This window comes from Thioalkalivibrio sp. ALJT, from assembly GCF_000381825.1.
Lineage (GTDB): Bacteria > Pseudomonadota > Gammaproteobacteria > Ectothiorhodospirales > Ectothiorhodospiraceae > Thioalkalivibrio.
Genome location: NZ_KB907123.1, coordinates 174,530 through 192,792, shown reverse-complemented (window position 1 = coordinate 192,792; position 18,263 = coordinate 174,530). Strand labels below are relative to the sequence as shown.

Sequence of the window (18,263 nt, the reverse complement as noted above, 5' to 3'; positions counted from 1 at the left end):
TCCGCGTCTCCTTGACCATGGCCTTCCCTACGACACCGGCTCATGCGTGGGGTCACAGAAACCCTGGACCGCCAGCACCTCGTGCTGTGCCTCCTCGACCGCCGTCAGCAGAACCCCCGGGTCCAGGTGCAAGGCCTCCCAGACAGCCGGGTCCACCGGCGGGGCATCCGCCCAGTCGCGCGAGTCGATTTCGGCGAGATGGGCACCGGTATTGGCCAGGTGGACCAGCATCACGGCGGTACGGTTGCGCTCGGGGGCCTGCATCGGCTGATGGTGGCCGGCCAGGCAGTCGACCAGGAGCTCCGGCAGCCCCCAGTGTTCGGCCAGCGCACCCCCCAGTTGCGCATGATCGAAACCGAGCTGGGCACGCTCCGCTGCGTGTGGACTCAGGCCATCGCTGGCATCCAGACTGGAGAGAAAGGCCCGGTGTGCGGACTCCGGCGATTGCGTGAACAAGAGCAATTTGCCGAGGTCGTGCAGCAGCCCCGCGAGGAAGATCCCGCCGACCTGCCGCGGCAACAGCCGTATGGCCAGCTGGCGCGCGATCACCGCACAGTAGGCGGAATGCCGCCAGAACACCTCCAGCGGCAGGCGCTCCTGGTCGGGAACGGAGGCCGTGGCACGGGTGATGGCACTCGCCACGACCAGCCGCTGCAGGGCATCGCGGCCGAGCATGGTGATTGCCCGCTCCACCGAATCCACGGTCCGGGCCGGGGCATAAGCCGGACTGTTCGCGATTCGCAGCACAAGAGCGACCAGCCCCGGGTCCTGACTGAGACTCGCAGCAATCTGCGCGGCGCTGGCATTGTCGTCTTCCAGCAGGCGCGCCACCTCGAACACCACCTGGGGCATGGCCAGGAGCTTGTCGGCCGACCGGACCTGAGCCTCGAGGGAATCTGCGGCAGGGTTTTCGGACATTGCTCAATCCTCTTGCCCGAGGCAGGCCGGCATGGCGCCGCCTCATTGGTGCTGCGTCAGGGTCGGCAGTGGCACTGCCCCCGACACCTACAGGTTACACGGACGCGGCGGAATCCGGGTCGCCCGCCGCCTGCATGTGGCCGAGGGGCTCGGCGATCTCCGGTATCGAGCACCGCCTCCACCCGTGCGACTCTACTGTAGCCGCTGACCGTGTTGATGTAACCCGGCCCGCCGTGAATCCGACGACGGCGTCCGGGCACCGCCGGGGAACCGCGGAGTCAGAAGCCGCGCTGATAGAGTGCCACCGCGAGCGTCGCGATCACGGCCAGCACGGCAACAAACAGCAACCGGAACCAGCGCCGCCGCCATAGCAACAGCGGCGTCCGGCCACGAACGCCCGGTGGATGCTCTGCCGGCCGCGCACGAGCCGGCGCACTGCCGACCGAGGGACGCGCAGACGCTGCAGCAGCCTGGTTAGGGTGTCCGTTCACCGCCTGTTCGAGATCTCGGACGCGCCCACGCAAGTCCTGGATACGCTGTTGCGCCGACTCCAGTTCGCGTTCGCGCATTGCCAGACGCTGGCTCGCCTCGGCGGCCGCCGCCTGACTCTCGTTGTAACGGCTTTCCGTATCTGTCAGGGCCTTCTCGGCGGCGGCCGCACGATCGCACTGCTGGTTGCGCTCACCGCGCAGGCGCTCGGCTTCGGCCCGCACCTGCGCCAGCTCCTGCTGCACCGCCTCGCGCTGGCGTTCCACGTCCACCAGGTCGTGGTCCAGGCGCACGTTCTCGCCCTCAAGCTCACGCAGACGGGCGCGCAGCGCGTCGGCCTCCGGGTCCGTCGGCGTTGGCTCGGCTTCCAGCTCCTGCAGGCGTGCCCGCAGCTGCTCGACCTCGCGTTCGTGCTCGTCAATGCGCTGGAAGGCAGCCGTAGACTCGTCACGGGCCACGCCCAGGGCGATACGCAAACGCTCCAGCTCCTTCTGCGCCGCGCGTTCGTTGGTGGACTGCTGACGCAGCATCAATTCGCGGCGCAGGCGCTCCACCTCGTCACGCAACGCCTGGACGGCGGGGCTATCGATCTCGGCGGCGGCCGGATCGGGTTGGGGTTCGGGCGGGGGCGACGGCAGCAGCTCGGCCACGACCTCGCGCACGCGGGCGGGAACAAACGGCTTCATCAGGACCGCATTGGCCCCCAGCGAGCGCCATTCGTCGGACGCAGCCTCGTCACCCTCCTGGCCGGTCACGATGACCACCGGGAGGTCGGCGGGTACACCGTCGAGGCCGTCGCGCACGCGCAGCAGGAGATCCTGGCCGTCGATGCCGGGCATGGAGAGATCGGTCAGGACCAGGCCGATGTCGGGGTGCTGTTGCAGCAATTCCAGGGCCTGCTCGCCATCGGAGGCCTCGTAGACCGAGTTCTGACCCTGCAGGATGCGCTGCAACGCAACCCGGATGACCTTGGAGTCATCCACCACGAGGATGGTGCTGCGGCGCGGGTCCGGTATCTGCGTGTTCATGCGTCCCCCTGGCGGACACCCGTATGCCCGGGCAACCGGGTGGTCATGGACTTCGCGGACCACCACGTAACGTTCGCCCTGAGTCTGTCAAGACTACGGGGCCTGACGCACGGATGCCAGCAACACGCGAGACAGATGGCGGCGGTTGACATCGTCGTGGCGTCCGAATCCGCCGCTACACCGGTTTGGATTTCCACTGGACCGAGTAGAGGTCGCGGCGGCGATCGCGCAGGTTGCGCACAGAACCGTGGCTGCGCAGTTCCTTCAGGTTGTCCAGATCGAGATCGACGATCAGGGTCATCTCGGTGTTCGGGGTCGCCTCGGCGGCCACCGCATCATGCGGGAAGGCGAAGTCGGACGGGGTAAACACCGCAGCCTGGGAGTACTGCATGTCCATGTTCTCGACCTTGGGCAGGTTGCCGACCGAACCGGACATCACTACATAGCACTCGTTCTCGATCGCGCGCGCCTGGGCGCAGCGCCGCACCCGCAGGTAGGCATTCTTGGTGTCGGTCCAGAACGGCACGAACAGGATCTGCAGGCCGTGATCGGCCATCACGCGGGGCAACTCCGGGAACTCCACGTCGTAGCAGATCAGGATGCCGATCTTGCCGAAGTCGGTGTCGAACACGTGCACTTCATCACCGCCCTGCAGGCCCCAGTAGGAGACCTCGTCGGGGGTCACGTGGATCTTGTACTGGCGGTCCCAGGTGCCATCGCGGCGACACAGATAGGACACGTTGTGCAGGACCTCGTTGTCGTACTCCGGCATCGAACCCGCGACGATATTGATGTTGTAGGCCAGCGCCAGGCGTACCATCTCGTCACGGATCGCCTCGGTGTATTCCGCCAGCCGGCGCACGGCCTCGGCCGGGTAATCCTGATTAAAGGCCCCCATCAGTGGCCCGTTGAAGAACTCGGGGAACAGCACGCAATCGGAGCGGTAGCCGGACACCGCATCGACAAAGTACTCGACCTGCTGGAACAGGGCATCCAGGTCGATTGTCGGGCGCATCTGCCACTGGACCACGCCGATACGCACGTCCGAACGCCGGCCACCGATCAGCTTTTCCTTTTCCTCGTAGTAGATGTTCAGCCACTCGATAAGCGTGGCATAGGCACCCGACTTCTCGTCGTCCGGCAGGTAGTTGGTGATGATCTTGCGGACGTGGAAGTCGTTGGCAAGCTGGAAGGTCAGAATCGGATCGGTGATCTCGTGATTCTTGACCTTGCGCACGTATTGCTGCGGGGTCAGCTCGTCGCGGTGGGCCTCGTAACCGGGGATGCGCCCGCCGGCCACGATCGCCCGCAGGTTCAACTTCTCGCACAGCTCCTTGCGGGCATCGTACAGCCGCCGCCCCAGGCGCAGACCGCGGTAATCCGGGTGCACGAAGATGTCCACGCCGTACAGGGTATCCCCGTCCGGATTATGCGTGGTCAGAAAACCGTTGCCGGTGATCTGCCAGTAATTGTGGTGATCGCCGAAGCGCTTGTATTCGACGATCACGCTGATCGCCGCGGCCACCACCTTGCCGTTATCCTCGATGCAGATCTGGCCCTCGGGGAAGCGCGTGACCTGCGACCGGAACTGGGCCTCGCTCCAGGCACCATCGAGGTCGTGGTACACCCGCTCCATGATCTCGCGGATGTCTTCATAGTCCTCCATCCGGGTCTGGCGCAGGGTCAGGAGGTGCGACGGATTGGGCTTCTCGGCACCGGGTTCGTTATCGACGTCAGTGGTCACGCTGGGGGCTCCGGGTCGGGTCGGGGACAGGAAGGACGCATGGCGAACACCGCCGGATCAAAAGATCCAGGCAAGCATCAGCCAGAAGAACACGAAGAACAGGAAAAAACCGGGGATCATGAACTGCAGCTCCCCGATCAGGCCCTCGCCTGCGGCCAGGGCGAAGACGATGGACAGCACGACCGAGACGATAGCCGCCACCAGGGCCGCGTTTTTCAGCCCCATGCCGTCGTCGAAGGTGACCGCCACCCAGTCGGACAGCCCCGGCAGGGAGACTGCTGCGGCGAGCACCAGCAGCGCCACCAGCAGGGCCGTCAGCGCCGATATGCCGAACAAGAGTCGCAACGCCAGGCGGCTGTCGCGGCGGTCCTCCTGGCTCATGCCACGGCCTCGCGGCGCGCGCGCACATACTCGCGCACACGATTGGGGTCGGGGATGCCGGTAATCCGGAATTCCGGGTTGTCACCGGTGGTGTACACGGCAATGCGCCCGACCCGGAAGATCCGGTCAGTAAAGCTCTGCTCCACCTTCACCGTGCGGATCTGAGCGATATCGAGGTCCACATGCGATTTCGACAACAGCCCCCGCTCCAGATGCACCTGGTCGGCATCGATCCGCAGGCGCACCGAGCGCGTCTGCAGATACCACCACAACAAAATCAGAATCCCCAGGCCAAGGGCCGGGATCAGCAGCAGGCTCAGGATAAAACCAATCGGGTGATTGCGGAACATCGCCGGTCGGGCGTCAATCGCGGTAACAGGACTGGACATGCACGGGCTCCCATGAAAGCGGTCCCGACCAGTGTGGCGCGATACCCCAAACAAATCGAGCCCCGCACCAGGCGGGGCTCGCAGTTTGCCGGACGGAACCGCAGCGCCGTTCCGTCCGGGGCCGGGGTCGCGGGTCAGGCGGAGCGGGCCTCGCGCTCGGCGCGGGCTTCCTCCTTGGCCGCGTCGCTGTCGTCGTAACCGATGTTCGGCGCAAGCCAGCGCTCGGCCTCCTCGAACGACATGCCCTTGCGCTTCGCGTAGTCCTCGACCTGATCGCGGTTGACCTTGCCAAGACCGAAGTAGCGCGACTCGGGATGCGCGAAGTACCAGCCGGACACGGCCGAGACCGGCAGCATCGCGTAGCTCTCGGTGAGCGTCATGTCCGCGTGCTCGTCGGCCTGCAAAAGCTCCCAGAGCGTGCCCTTCTCGGTGTGCTCGGGGCAGGCCGGGTAGCCCGGGGCCGGGCGGATGCCCTGGTACTTCTCGTCGATCAGGTCTTCGTTCGCCAGCGCCTCATCCGGGACGTAGCCCCAGTAGTGTTTGCGCACGTACTGGTGCATGCACTCGGCAAAGGCCTCGGCCAGACGATCCGCCAGGCTCTTCACCAGGATCGCGTGGTAGTCATCGTTGTCCTTCTCGTATGCCTCGGCCTTGGCGTCGACATCACCGCCGGCGCTGACTGCGAATGCGCCCAGGTAGTCCGGGCCACCCGCCTCCTTCGGCATCAGGAAGTCGGCCAGCGAGTGGCTCGGCTGACCTCGGCGCTTCTCGGTCTGCTGTCGCAGGTGGTGCAGCTTCTTCAGGACCTTGGAGCGGCTCTCGTCGGTGTAGACCTCGATGTCGTCGTCATTGACGGTGTTCGCCGGGAAGAAGCCGACCACACCACGCAGGGTGACCCACTTCTCCTCGATCATGCGATCGAGCATCTCCTGGGCGTCCTTGAACAGCTTGCGCGCCTCTTCGCCCACCTTCTCGTCCTCGAGGATGCGTGGGTAGGCCGCGTGCAGCTGCCAGGAGTGGAAGAACGGCGTCCAGTCGATGAAATTCTTGACCTCGTTCAGGTCGAAGTCATCGAAGCGCAGCAGCACGGAGCCGTCGCCATGCGGGTGCAGCACGGTCGGCTCGCCCGGCAGCTTGTCGGTCTCCAGCGCCTTCGGCCTGGTCGGGGTATAGCTCGACCAGTCGATCTGCGGCTTGTTGGACCGCGCCTTCTCCAGGGTGACCCACTGGGTCTTCTTCTTGCGTCCGGCGTTCTGCACGCGCAGCTTTTCGTACTCCTCGCGGATCTCGGCGGCGTACTTCTCGCGCAGTTCGGGGCTGATCAGGCTCTGGGCCACGCCCACCGCACGCGAGGCATCCTTCACCCAGACCACCGGCCCGGAGTAGTTCGGCTCGATCTTGACCGCGGTATGGGCGCGCGAGGTGGTCGCGCCGCCGATCATCAGCGGCGTGTTCATGCCTTCGCGTTCGAGGTCAGCCGCGAAGTTGGCCATCTCCTCCAGCGACGGGGTGATCAGGCCGGACAGGCCAATCACATCCACGTCATGCTCCTTCGCGGCCTTCAGGATGTCCGCACCCGGCACCATCACGCCGATGTCGATCACCTCGAAGTTGTTGCACTGCAGCACGACGCCAACGATGTTCTTGCCGATGTCGTGGACGTCGCCCTTCACCGTGGCCATCAGGATCTTGCCGTTGTTCTCGGTGCCGGTCTTCTCGGCCTCGATGTACGGGATCAGGTGCGCCACGGCCTTCTTCATTACGCGGGCGGACTTGACCACCTGCGGCAGGAACATCTTGCCCTCGCCAAACAGGTCGCCGACCACGTTCATGCCGTCCATCAGCGGGCCCTCGATCACCTGGATCGGGCGGTCGTACTGCTGGCGCGCCTCTTCGGTGTCCTCGACCACGTAGGTGTCGATGCCCTTGACCAGCGAGTGCTCGAGGCGCTTGGTGACCTCCCACTCGCGCCACTCGAGGTTCTCTTCCTTCTTGCCGCCGCCCTGGCCCTTGTACTCATCGGCCAGGTCCAGCAGCCGTTCGGTCGCATCGTCGCGACGGTTCAGGACCACGTCCTCGACCGCTTCCTTCAGCTTCTCGTCGATGTCGTCATAGACCGCCAGCTGACCGGCGTTGACGATCCCCATGTCCATGCCCGCCCTGATGGCGTGGTACAGGAACACGGCGTGGATCGCCTCGCGCACCGGCTCGTTGCCGCGGAAGGAGAACGACACGTTGGACACGCCGCCGGAGACCAGCGCGTGCGGCAGGTCGTTCTTGATGCGGCGGGTGGCCTCGATGAAGTCCACGCCGTAGTTGTTGTGCTCTTCGATACCGGTCGCGACCGCGAAGATGTTCGGGTCGAAGATGATGTCCTCGGCCGGGAAGCCGACCTTCTCGGTCAGCAGCTTGTAGGCACGGGTGCAGATCTCGACACGGCGTTCCTCGTTGTCGGCCTGGCCGTCCTCGTCGAAGGCCATGACCACGATCGCGGCGCCGTAGCGGCGGCACAGCTCGGCCTGCCGGATGAAGTTCTCCTCGCCCTCCTTCATGGAGATCGAGTTGACCACCGGCTTGCCCTGCACACACTTCAGGCCGGCCTCGATGATCTCGAACTTGGAGGAGTCGATCATCACCGGCACGCGGGCAATGTCCGGCTCGCCGGCCAGCAGGTTGAGGAAGCGGACCATCGCATCCTGCGACTCCAGCATGCCCTCGTCCATGTTGATGTCGATGATCTGGGCGCCGCCTTCAACCTGATTCAGGGCGACCTCCAGCGCGACGTCGTATTCCTCGTTCTGGATCAGTCGCAGGAACTTGCGCGAGCCGGTCACGTTGGTGCGCTCGCCGACGTTCACGAACAGCGAGTCGTCGGTGATGTTGCACGGCTCCAGGCCCGACAGGCGGCAGGCCGGGGCGATCTCCGGCACCTTGCGCGGCGGGAACTTCTCCACCGCCTCGCGCATTGCGCGGATGTGCTCCGGCAGCGTGCCGCAGCAACCGCCGATGATGTTCAGCATGCCCTGCTCGGCCCAGGGACCGATATCCTCGGCCATCTGCTCCGGGGTCTCGTCGTAGTCGCCGAACTCGTTCGGAAGACCGGCGTTGGGGTGCGCGGAGACGTGGGTGTCGGCGATGCGCGACAGCTCTTCCACGTACTGGCGCATCTCCTTCGCGCCCAGCGCACAGTTCAGGCCGATGGAGATCGGATTCGCGTGACGCACCGAGTTCCAGAAGGCCTCGGTGGTCTGGCCGGACAGGGTCCGGCCGGAGGCGTCGGTGATGGTGCCGGAGATCATGATCGGGAGGTCCTTCCCGAGCTCGTCTTCCAGCGTCTTCACCGCGAAGATCGCGGCCTTGGCGTTCAGGGTGTCGAACACCGTCTCGATCAGCAGCAGGTCCACGCCGCCCTCGACCAGGGCCGCGGCGGCCTCCTTGTAGGACTCGACCAGGGTGTCGAAATCGACGTTGCGCGCGCCCGGGTCGTTCACGTCCGGCGAGATCGACGCGGTACGGTTGGTCGGGCCGAGGATGCCGGCCACGTAGCGCGGCTTGTCCGGGGTCTTCTCGGTCCAGGCGTCGGCGGCCTTGCGCGCGAGCTTCGCGGATTCGCGGTTCAGCTCGGGGACCAGGTCCTCCATGTGGTAGTCCGCCATCGCGATGCGGGTACCGTTGAAGGTGTTGGCCTCGATGATATCGGCGCCGGCCTCGAGATAGTCGTTGTGGATCTGCTCGATGATGTCCGGACGGGTCAGCGACAGCAGATCGTTGTTACCCTTCAGGTCCGATTCCCAGTCCTTGAAGCGCTCGCCGCGGTAATCGGCCTCCTCCAGCTTGTACAGCTGGATGGTCGTGCCCATCCCGCCATCCAGGATCAGGATGCGCTCTTTCAGCGCGTTCTCGATGTCGTTTCGCGTTGCCGTCATGTGCGGTACACCATTGTGTTGAATCGATTCATGGTCATCGCCGGGCGTCCGCGCCCGGCGGGGAACCCGCCCCGCAGGGCGCGTCCCGGATTATGCTGTTCGGGTACCCGGTTTGCGTCGCTCGCGAGCCGTGTCACGATAACGCCATGCAGGAACACCCGATCCGCTGGTTCATCACTGCCCCGCAGGCCTGTCCCTATCTGGACGACCGCGAGATGCAGAGCCTGCTGGTCGACCCCGCAGTCAGCCTGGGCGGCCGCCGTTTCGGTCAGCTCCTGGCCGAAGGCTTCCGCCGCAGTGGCCAGTTTGTCTACCGGCATCATTGCGCGTGCTGCAACGCCTGCGTACCGGTCCGCATCCCGGTCCGGGCCTTTCGGCCGAACCGCAGTCAGCGCCGCTGCCTGAGTCGCAACCACGACGTCACGGTCACGCTGACGCGACCGCCCGACCAGGCCGGGCCCGGTCCGACCGCAGATCTGGACGAGCACATGCCGTTGTTTTCGCGCTACCTGTCCAGTCGCCACACTGGCGGCGGCATGGAACAGATGGGTCGCGAGGATTACGCGGGGATGCTGACCCATCGCAACGGCCCGGTCGATCTGATCGAATTCCGTCACGCCGACCGGCTCATTGCGGTGGCGGTCACCGACCGCACACCACAGGGGCTGTCGGCGGTATACAGCTTCTTCGATCCCGACCAGCCGCGGCGCGGCCTTGGCACCCTCGCGATCCTGACCCAGGTCGTGCATGCGCGCCGCCTGGGTCTGCATTATGTCTACCTCGGTTACTGGATCGCCCAGTCACCGAAGATGGAATACAAGACCCGGTTCCAGCTACTCGAAGGTCGCGTGAACGGGACCTGGGAGCAACTGGCGGCCAACCGGTAGCCGGCCGCCAGCCGTATCCCCGACCGGCTTATTCGGCCGGCTTGCGGAAGCGGAAGATTCCCCAGGTCAGATACCCGGAGTGACCGCCATCCACCCAGTGCTGCAGGCCCTGCTTCATGCGGTCGATGTAGTCCTGCGAGATGTGCGGGCGCAGCTCTTCTTCGCGCGACTCCAGCTCCTGCTTCACACGGCCGTAATGGGTCGCGATCTGATCGGAGTGTTCCTCGAAGGAGACCTCGTACAGACCGGCGGCCTCCGCAGCCTCGCGATACAGCGCGGGGCTGGCCAGCGAGTTCAGATGGATGCGGGCCAGGATCGGATCCAGCACCCCCTCCGGGCAGTCGTCGGTCTGCATCGGGTCGGTGAAGATCAGCCAGCCACCCGGCTTCAGCAGGCGCGCGGCCTCCTTGATCACCTCTTTCTTCTTCGCGTTCTCGCTGTGCAGGAACGAGTCCTCCGACCAGACGACATCGTAGGAGGCATCCGGCTCGTCGACCTTTTCGAAGGAGCCGTCGACCACGTTGATCTTGTGATCCAGGTGGCGCGCCTTGTTGATCTCGCGATCGCGCTCATTTTCCTTCTCGGAGAGATTGAGCGCAGTGACCTCGCAGCCGTAGTTCTCGACCAGGTAGCGGGCCACGCCGCCATAACCGGCGCCCATGTCGAGCACGCGCCATTCCGGCTGCGGCTCGCCCAGCAGGTCGGACATGTGCGCCACGGTGCGGCGGCTGGCGTCCGCGATCGGCTCGCCCTGGTATTCGTACATGCCGATGTGGAGGTCTTCCCCCCCCCACACCAGCTTGTAGAAGGTGTCGGCGTCTTCACTGTTGTAGTAGTCGCGCGCCGTCTCGACGACGTCGGAGTACTGAGTGCTCATCAGGATTCGTCCTCGATGTAACGCTTGTCCGCAACGTGGATGAAGAAGTCCGGATCGGTCTCGCGGTAGGTTTCCTGGAAATCACCGTAGGTCTCGATCTGCTGGAAACCGACTTCACGCATCAGGCGACGCACATAGGCCTTGCGCAGCGGGAACATGTTCAGGAAGTACTCGGAGTTGTCCGGGAAACGGTACTGGAAGCGGGCCAGGCCTTCATCGACGTGGGCCGGCTGCACCTGGACGTTGTCGCCGCAGTAGTAGTAGGTGTGCTTGGACGAGTAACCGTGGTCCATGATGGTGTCGTAGTTGCGCTGGTCGAGGATCAGCACGCCATCGTGGTTCAGCGCGGAGTAGAACTCGGCCAGGGCCTTGCGACGATCACGCTCCTTGAACAGGTGGGTGAACGAGTTGCCCAGGCAGACCACGGCGTCGTAGCGGCCGTAGATGTCGCGGTTCAGCATGCGCCAGTCGGCCTGCACGGTGCGCAGGATGTGGCCGCGCTTGCGACCGTTCTCGAAGGCCTTGGCCAGCATCTCCGGGCTGCCGTCGGCGGTGACCACGTCAAACCCGGCCTCGATCAGCTGCACGGAATGGAAACCGGTACCGGCGGCCACGTCCAGCACGCGCTTGGCGCCACGCTTCTTCAGTTCCTCGATGAAGAAGGTGCCCTCGCTCTTGGCACGGCTGTCCCAATCGATCAGGTCGTCCCACTTGTCCACGAAACCGGTGGTGTACTCGTTGCGGTAGTTCTCGGTATCGCGGCGTTCGATCGGCTTCTCGCCGAAATCCTGATCATTCTTGATATTCGCTGCCATGCTGGTTCCTCTTGGCTTTGCTGCTGTTGTTAGCTTGACCCGACCGCCCGCGGCGGCCTGTCGGCACAACACCCGCAAACGCACTCAACCGCGCCCCCTTCATGTTGCGGAGGTCTCGCCATTGGCTCCGGCCGTCCAGACGCTGCCTGGTGCCCGAGTCGCAATGCAGCGGGCGCGTCGCAGTGGCGCCCGGCATCGGCGTAGGCGGTTTATCCTGAACATCCGGGGGGTCAATCGTTACCCGGATGCCAAGCCGTGGTTTGGCGGGCCCATCCCGCCTGGCTCGGGGATCGTTTACGGCGCCTCGCGCTGCATCTGAACGCGGGCGTTGTGTCCGAATTTGTTTTTATACCCTGAAGGTTTTGCGCAAAAATTACAAGCTGAGACCATGCCCGGCGCCCCTGACCCGGGCCGGGCCACCGCCCCCGAACGTTCGATATAATGTCCGTTTTGATGCGATTCCGAGGCCCCGAATGACCCCCAGCCGACCCCTTCAGCGCGCCCTTTTGTCGGTCTCCGAGAAGACCGGCGTTGTGGAGCTCGCCCGCGCCCTGCACGAGCGCGGCGTAGAGCTTCTGTCCACCGGCGGGACTGCCCGCCTGCTGGCCGAAAACAACCTTCCGGTGATCGAGGTTTCCGCGCACACGGGCTTCCCCGAGATCATGGACGGCCGGGTCAAGACCCTGCATCCGCGCATCCACGGGGGGCTCCTGGGACGACGTGACATCGACGCCGACGTCATGGCCGAGCAGGACATCCCGCCGATCGACCTGCTGGTGGTCAACCTCTACCCGTTCGAGGCCACGGTCGCGCGCCCGGGCTGCAGCCTGGAGGACGCCATCGAAAACATCGACATCGGCGGGCCGGCCATGCTGCGCGCCGCAGCCAAGAACTACCGCGACGTGGCCGTGGCCACCAGCCCCGACCAGTACACTGAATTGCTGGACGCAATCGCCGCGGCCGGCGAGGTGCCGCAGTCCCTGCGCTTTCGTCTGGCGGTCGCGGCGTTCGACCACGTGGCGCGCTACGACGCCGCCATCAGCAATTACCTGTCGGCGCTGACCGCAGATGGCGCAGCCGAGCCGTTCCCCGGCCAGCTCAATGCGACCTTCCAGCGCGTCGAGTCGCTGCGCTACGGCGAGAATCCCCACCAGCGCGCGGCGTTCTATCGCGACCCGCAACCGGCGCCCGGGAGCCTGGCCAGCTACCGCCAGCATCAGGGCAAGGCCCTGTCCTACAACAACCTGGCGGACGCCGATGCCGCCTGGGAATGCGTGCGCCAGTTCGAGACCGGGGCCTGTGTGATCGTCAAACACGCCAATCCCTGCGGAGTCGCCGTCGCGCCAACCCAGCTGATGGCCTACGAACGCGCCTTCCAGACCGATCCGACATCGGCCTTCGGCGGCATCATTGCCTTCAACCACCCACTGGACGGTGACACCGCCCATGCGATCGTCAGCCGCCAGTTCGTCGAAGTCGTGATCGCCCCCGAGATCACTCCCGGCGCCCTGCGCGCCCTGGCCACCAAGAAGAACGTTCGCGTGCTGGAGATCCCGCCGGCCGCCACCGCCCCGGGGCTCGACTACAAGCGCATCGGCGGCGGGCTGCTGGTGCAGGATGCCGACCGCGGCTCGCTGGCTGACGTGGAACTCAAGACCGTGACCACACGCACGCCCTCGGAGCAGGAACGGAAAGACTTGCAGTTCGCCTGGCAGGTCGCCAAGTATGTGAAGTCCAACGCGATCGTGTACGCCCGCGACGAACAGACCATCGGCGTCGGCGCCGGGCAGATGAGCCGTGTGTACTCCGCCCGCATCGCCGGCATCAAGGCGGCCGACGAGGGTCTGCAGGTGGCCGGGTCGGTGATGGCCTCGGATGCCTTCTTCCCGTTCCGCGACGGCATCGACGCAGCCGCCGAGGCCGGCATCACCGCCGTGATCCAGCCCGGGGGCTCAATGCGCGACGACGAGGTGATCGCCGCCGCCGATGAACACGGGATCGCGATGCTGTTCACCGGCATGCGCCACTTCCGCCACTGAGGTCCATGATGAACGTACTCGTTATCGGGAACGGCGGCCGCGAACACGCCCTGGCCTGGAAACTGGCCCGGTCCCCGCGCGTGCAGCGCGTGCTGGTCGCGCCCGGCAATGCCGGCACCGCGCATACCGCCAAGTGCGAAAACGTCAACATCGGCGCCACCGACATCGATGGCCTGCTGGCCCTGGCCGAACGCGAAGACATCACGTTCACCGTGGTCGGCCCGGAGGCACCGCTGGTCGCGGGCATCGTGGATGCCTTCCGCGCCGCCGGCCGCCGCTGCTTCGGCCCCACGGCGCAGGCCGCGCAGCTCGAGGGTTCCAAGAGCTTCGCCAAGGACTTCATGCAACGTCACGGCATCCCCACCGCGGCCTACGGCAGTTTCGAGGATGAATCCGCCGCGCTCGACTTCATCCGTGCCCACGGGGCCCCGATCGTGGTCAAGGCCGACGGTCTGGCCGCGGGCAAGGGCGTGATCCTGGCGCAGACCGAGGACGAGGCCTGCGCCGCGGTGCGCGACATGCTGGCCGGCAATGCCTTCGGCGCGGCCGGACACCGCGTGGTGATCGAGGAATTCCTGCGCGGCGAGGAGGCGAGCTTCATCTGCATGGTGGACGGCGAGCATGTGCTGCCACTGGCCTCCTCGCAGGACCACAAGGCGCGCGACGACGGCGACCAGGGCCCGAATACCGGCGGCATGGGTGCCTATTCGCCGGCCCCGGTGGTCACCGACGCGCTGCACGCGCGCATCCTGCGCGAGGTCATCGAACCGACCGTGCGCGGCATGGCCGCCGACGGCGAACGCTACACCGGCTTTCTCTATGCCGGCGTGATGATCGACGCTGCGGGCAATCCAAAGGTACTGGAATTCAACTGCCGCTTCGGCGACCCGGAGACGCAGCCGATCCTGAGCCGTCTGGAGTCGGACCTGACCGACCTGGTCGAGGCCGCACTGGACGGACGCCTGGACCGGATCGAGGCGCACTGGGACCCGCGCGTGGCCCTGGGCGTGGTCCTGGCCGCCGGCGGCTACCCGGAGGCCTACCGCAAGGGCGACGTCATCACCGGCCTGGACACGGTCGAACGCGACGCCGAGGCGCATGTCTTCCATGCCGGGACCGCAACCCGCGAAGACGGTGCGGTGATCACCGCCGGAGGCCGCGTATTGTGCGTAGTGGGCCTGGGCCACGACGTGAAATCGGCGCAAAAAAAGGCCTACGAGGCCGTACAAACGATTCACTTCGAGGATATATACTGCAGGTCCGATATCGGCTATCGCGCCGTCGCCCGCGAGGACAGATAACCCTCTCGGCGGCGGCCCCTGCCAACCCCTGGAGATCGCCTGATGGCCGCCCCCGAAGTCACGCAACTGCCCAACCTCCCGAACGACGTCGAGGGCCTGCGGCAATCCATCCGTGATGCCATGGTCCGCGTGGTCGGCGAAGATCCACAAGAGGCCACCCAGCGCGACTGGCTGGAGGCCCTCTCGTTTGCGATCCGCGAACGCGTGGTAGAGCGGCGCCTGCTGACCCGTCGTCAGTTCGCCGATGAAGACGTCAAGCGCGTCTACTACCTGTCCATGGAGTACCTGATCGGGCGCATGCTCGAGGCAAACCTGCGCAACATGGGCATCCTCGACGCGGCCCGCCAGGCGCTGTCCGATCTCGGCCAGGACCTCAATAGCATCCTCGATCTCGAGGACGACGCGTCACTGGGCAATGGCGGCCTCGGGCGCCTGGCGGCCTGCATCCTGGAGTCGCTGGCCACCCAGGGTTACCCGGGGTACGGCTACGGCATCCGCTACGAATTCGGCATGTTCCGTCAGCAGTTCGAGCCCTATCACCAGGTGGAACACCCGGATAACTGGCTGCGCTTCGGCAATCCCTGGGAGTTCCCGCGCTCGGACCGCAGCTATCCCATCCACTTCTACGGCTACGTGGTCGAACACCACCACCCCGACGGCTCCATCCGCCACACCTGGGAGGACGGCGAGGAAGTCCTGGCCATGGCCTACGACTACCCAACGGCGGGGTATGGGCGGCGCAACGTGAACAACCTGCGCCTGTGGGCCGCCAAGGCCACCCGTGACTTCGACCTGCGCTACTTCAACGAGGGCGACTACATCCGGGCGGTGGCGGACAAGGCCGAGTCCGAGACGATCTCCATGGTGCTGTACCCGAACGATGCCACGGCGATCGGCAAGGAACTGCGCCTGAAGCAGGAGTACTTCTTCGTATCCGCGTCGCTGCAGGACATCATGGAGCGGCACCTGGCCCTGGGCTACGACCTCGATGCGCTGCCCGACAAGGTCGCTATTCAGCTGAACGACACCCACCCGGCGATCGCGGTGGCCGAGCTGATGCGCCTGCTGGTCGATCACCACGAGCTGAGCTGGGACCACGCCTGGGACCTGACCCTGCGCACCTTTGCCTATACCAATCACACCCTGATGCCCGAGGCACTGGAGACCTGGCCGGTCGAACTGATGGAGCAGGTACTGCCGCGCCATATGGGGATCATCTATCAGATCAACCACCTGTTTCTCGAGGAGGTCCGGCACCGCTACCCGGGTGACCACGACCGCCTGGCACGCATGTCGATCATCGACGAGGCCAACGGCCGCCGTGTACGCATGGCCCACCTGGCCGTGGTCGGATCGCACCACGTCAATGGCGTGGCGGCGCTGCACACCCAGCTGCTGCAGGAGACCCTGTTCGAGGACTTCTACAGCCTGTGGCCGGAACGCTTTATCAATGTCACCAACGGCGTGACCCCGCGCCTGTGGATGATCCAGTCCAACCCCGCCCTCACCACCCTGCTGGGCCAGTACATCGGCGACGACTGGCAGTACAACCTGGACGGCCTGCGTGCGCTGGAACCTCACGCCCGGGATGCCGGACTGCAGCAGGCCTTCATGGACGTGAAACACGCCAACAAGAAGCGCCTGGCCGAGCTGGTACGTGCGCGCACCGGCGTGGAACTGAATCCGGATGTCCTGTTCGACGTCCAGATCAAGCGCATCCACGAATACAAGCGTCAGCTGCTGAAGCTCCTGCACGTGGTGGATCTCTACCGCCGCATCCGCGCCGGCGAAGACATCCCGCCGCGCGTGGTGCTGTTCGGCGGCAAGGCCGCACCGGGCTATGCGCGTGCCAAGGGCATCATTCAGGTCATCAACGAAGTGGCGGATATCGTGAACCACGACCCGACCATTGGCGACCGCCTGAAATGCGTGTTCTTCCCGAACTACGAGGTCAGCTCCGCCAGCGTCATCATCCCTGCTGCGGACATCTCCGAGCAGATCTCCACGGCTGGATTCGAGGCCTCCGGCACCGGCAACATGAAGCTGGCCCTGAACGGGGCGCTGACCATCGGCACCCTGGACGGCGCCAACATCGAGATCCGCGACGCCGTGGGCGAGGACGCGATCTTCATCTTCGGCATGACCACCGACGAGGTCGTCGAACACCGCCGCCACGGCCCGAGCCCCGAGGCCATCCTGGCCGGGCAGCCAGGCCTGAAAGCGGCGGTCGAGATGATCGAATCCGGCTTCTTTACCTGCAACGACCCGGGGACACACGCCGAGCTTGGTCGCTACCTGCGCCAGGAAGACCCGTTCTTCGTACTCGCCGACTACGCGGCCTACGCCGAGGCCTGCGCGCGCGCAGACAGCCTGTATGCGGACCGCAGCGCCTGGGCCGAGGCCGCGATCCTGAACGTCGCCCGCATGGGCTACTTCTCGATCGACCGCACGGTGCGTGACTACGCCGACAATATCTGGGCCATTACGCCGGAACCGGTGGCACCATCGCACACCAACGGCGCCGCCTGAGCGGCGCCCCTGCCGGGGGCTCAGGCCTCCGGCAGACCCAGCCGGCGCAGCCAGCCATCCGGGCTGCCGGCGCACACCAGGAACTCCGGGTTGAGCAGGCCTTCACGCGTGTTGTAACGCAGCTCGCAGCCGTGCAGGTCCGTCACCCGCCCGCCGGCGGCCCGCACTACCGCGTGTGCGGCGGCGGTATCCCATTCACTGGTCGGCCCCAGACGGGGGTAGATATCGGCCGCCCCCTCGGCCACCAGGCACAGCTTCAGCGAGCTCCCCATGCTGACCAGCTCGTGCGGACCCAGCCGCTCGAGCGCAGACTGCAGCCGCCCGGCCCCGAATGAACGGCTGCCTGCGACCAGCGGGCGCGCCGTCCCGATGCGCTCCCGCGCGACCGCGATCTCCCGCGCAGCCTGACCGGCATCCCGGCGCAGCGCCACACCGTCTCGGTGCCCGGCATACAGGCGCCCGAGCACCGGGCACCAGACCACCCCGAGGACCGGCTGGTGATCGTGGATCAGCGCCACGTTGACGGTGAATTCGCCACTGCGCCTGACGAATTCACGGGTACCGTCAAGGGGGTCAATCAACCAGTAGGTTCGCCAGTGGATGCGACGCTCGAAGGGCACCCCCTGCCCCTCCTCGGACAGCACCGGCCAGTCCGGGTCGATATCCGCCAGGCCCTGGCTGAGGATGCGGTGCGCGGCGAGATCGGCCTCGGTGACGGGGGAGTGATCGGCCTTCTCGGTCACCGCAAAGCGCGTCGCGTAGATGTCGAGAATCGCGTGCCCCGCCTGCTCGGCCAGGGAGGATACCTCGTGCATCAGGGCGGTGAGGGCCGCATCCTTCGGCGGAACATGCATGGGGAACTCCCGTTTTCCCGGGTGTTTGGAGAGACACTGCCTTAATCGCACGCCCGCGCTCGAGTCGCTTTTGCGTGTGAACAAGG

Annotated in this window: 13 protein-coding genes; 4 read left to right on the top strand and 9 right to left on the bottom strand. The window is 65.8% G+C overall.

The window, feature by feature from the left end; all coding sequences use genetic code 11:
* Positions 1 to 27: 27 nt before the first annotated feature.
* The 6 genes from G332_RS0105025 to metH form a co-directional block, all read right to left on the bottom strand.
* Positions 28 to 918, bottom strand: a complete 891-nt coding sequence (locus G332_RS0105025) for an HDOD domain-containing protein (RefSeq protein ID WP_019625907.1) — start codon at positions 916 to 918, stop codon at positions 28 to 30.
* A gap of 278 nt (positions 919 to 1,196) precedes the next feature.
* Positions 1,197 to 2,435, bottom strand: a complete 1,239-nt coding sequence (locus tag G332_RS0105020; RefSeq protein WP_019625906.1) for a response regulator — start codon at positions 2,433 to 2,435, stop codon at positions 1,197 to 1,199.
* A 175-nt stretch (positions 2,436 to 2,610) separates the two neighbouring features.
* Positions 2,611 to 4,179, bottom strand: a complete 1,569-nt coding sequence (locus G332_RS0105015; RefSeq protein ID WP_019625905.1) for a bifunctional GNAT family N-acetyltransferase/carbon-nitrogen hydrolase family protein — start codon at positions 4,177 to 4,179, stop codon at positions 2,611 to 2,613.
* 57 nt (positions 4,180 to 4,236) lie between these two features.
* Positions 4,237 to 4,560 carry a hypothetical protein gene (locus G332_RS0105010; protein WP_019625904.1) on the bottom strand — a complete coding sequence of 108 codons (324 nt, stop codon included), beginning with the start codon at positions 4,558 to 4,560 and terminating at the stop codon, positions 4,237 to 4,239.
* Positions 4,557 to 4,949, bottom strand: a complete 393-nt coding sequence (locus G332_RS0105005) for a PH domain-containing protein (protein ID WP_026340613.1) — start codon at positions 4,947 to 4,949, stop codon at positions 4,557 to 4,559. Before G332_RS0105005 ends, G332_RS0105010 begins: the two co-directional genes overlap by 4 nt.
* 134 nt (positions 4,950 to 5,083) lie before the next feature.
* Complete coding sequence (metH, locus tag G332_RS0105000) at positions 5,084 to 8,875, bottom strand: methionine synthase (protein ID WP_019625902.1); 3,792 nt, start codon at positions 8,873 to 8,875, stop codon at positions 5,084 to 5,086.
* Between the two features lie 146 nt (positions 8,876 to 9,021).
* Here metH and G332_RS0104995 point away from each other — a divergent pair, with 146 nt between their 5' ends.
* Positions 9,022 to 9,762, top strand: a complete 741-nt coding sequence (locus G332_RS0104995) for an arginyltransferase (protein ID WP_019625901.1) — start codon at positions 9,022 to 9,024, stop codon at positions 9,760 to 9,762.
* Positions 9,763 to 9,790: 28 nt separating this feature from the next.
* Here the strand turns inward: G332_RS0104995 and G332_RS0104990 are convergent, their stop codons facing one another.
* Entirely contained in the window at positions 9,791 to 10,639 is an 849-nt protein-coding gene (locus tag G332_RS0104990) for a methyltransferase domain-containing protein (protein WP_019625900.1), read from the bottom strand.
* Complete coding sequence (locus G332_RS0104985) at positions 10,639 to 11,454, bottom strand: class I SAM-dependent methyltransferase (RefSeq protein ID WP_019625899.1); 816 nt, start codon at positions 11,452 to 11,454, stop codon at positions 10,639 to 10,641. The genes G332_RS0104990 and G332_RS0104985 overlap by 1 nt, the downstream gene beginning before the upstream one ends.
* 473 nt (positions 11,455 to 11,927) lie before the next feature.
* Here G332_RS0104985 and purH point away from each other — a divergent pair, with 473 nt between their 5' ends.
* Genes purH through G332_RS0104970 form a run of 3 tightly spaced genes read left to right on the top strand, consistent with a single transcriptional unit; the run spans position 11,928 to position 17,323 of the window.
* On the top strand, positions 11,928 to 13,493 hold the full coding sequence (purH, locus tag G332_RS0104980; protein WP_019625898.1) for a bifunctional phosphoribosylaminoimidazolecarboxamide formyltransferase/IMP cyclohydrolase: 1,566 nt from the start codon (positions 11,928 to 11,930) through the stop codon (positions 13,491 to 13,493).
* Positions 13,494 to 13,501: 8 nt separating this feature from the next.
* Positions 13,502 to 14,794 carry a phosphoribosylamine--glycine ligase gene (gene purD, locus G332_RS0104975; protein WP_019625897.1) on the top strand — a complete coding sequence of 431 codons (1,293 nt, stop codon included), beginning with the start codon at positions 13,502 to 13,504 and terminating at the stop codon, positions 14,792 to 14,794.
* 42 nt (positions 14,795 to 14,836) lie between these two features.
* Positions 14,837 to 17,323, top strand: a complete 2,487-nt coding sequence (locus G332_RS0104970; protein ID WP_019625896.1) for a glycogen/starch/alpha-glucan phosphorylase — start codon at positions 14,837 to 14,839, stop codon at positions 17,321 to 17,323.
* A 20-nt stretch (positions 17,324 to 17,343) separates the two neighbouring features.
* Here the strand turns inward: G332_RS0104970 and cysQ are convergent, their stop codons facing one another.
* The gene (cysQ, locus tag G332_RS0104965) at positions 17,344 to 18,177 is read right to left on the bottom strand and encodes a 3'(2'),5'-bisphosphate nucleotidase CysQ (RefSeq protein ID WP_019625895.1); all 834 of its coding nucleotides are present in this window, start codon (positions 18,175 to 18,177) and stop codon (positions 17,344 to 17,346) included.
* Between the last annotated feature and the right edge of the window lie 86 nt (positions 18,178 to 18,263).

Bases quoted from the DNA above. Each gene is read 5' to 3' on its own strand.
- G332_RS0105025 (WP_019625907.1), bottom strand. From the start codon at position 918: ATGTCCGAAAACCCTGCCGCAGATTCCCTCGAGGCTCAGGTCCGGTCG.
- G332_RS0105020 (WP_019625906.1), bottom strand. From the start codon at position 2,435: ATGAACACGCAGATACCGGACCCGCGCCGCAGCACCATCCTCGTGGTG.
- G332_RS0105010 (WP_019625904.1), bottom strand. From the start codon at position 4,560: ATGAGCCAGGAGGACCGCCGCGACAGCCGCCTGGCGTTGCGACTCTTG.
- G332_RS0105005 (WP_026340613.1), bottom strand. From the start codon at position 4,949: ATGTCCAGTCCTGTTACCGCGATTGACGCCCGACCGGCGATGTTCCGC.
- metH (WP_019625902.1), bottom strand. From the start codon at position 8,875: ATGACGGCAACGCGAAACGACATCGAGAACGCGCTGAAAGAGCGCATC.
- G332_RS0104995 (WP_019625901.1), top strand. From the start codon at position 9,022: ATGCAGGAACACCCGATCCGCTGGTTCATCACTGCCCCGCAGGCCTGT.
- G332_RS0104990 (WP_019625900.1), bottom strand. From the start codon at position 10,639: ATGAGCACTCAGTACTCCGACGTCGTCGAGACGGCGCGCGACTACTAC.
- G332_RS0104985 (WP_019625899.1), bottom strand. From the start codon at position 11,454: ATGGCAGCGAATATCAAGAATGATCAGGATTTCGGCGAGAAGCCGATC.
- purH (WP_019625898.1), top strand. From the start codon at position 11,928: ATGACCCCCAGCCGACCCCTTCAGCGCGCCCTTTTGTCGGTCTCCGAG.
- purD (WP_019625897.1), top strand. From the start codon at position 13,502: ATGAACGTACTCGTTATCGGGAACGGCGGCCGCGAACACGCCCTGGCC.
- G332_RS0104970 (WP_019625896.1), top strand. From the start codon at position 14,837: ATGGCCGCCCCCGAAGTCACGCAACTGCCCAACCTCCCGAACGACGTC.
- cysQ (WP_019625895.1), bottom strand. From the start codon at position 18,177: ATGCATGTTCCGCCGAAGGATGCGGCCCTCACCGCCCTGATGCACGAG.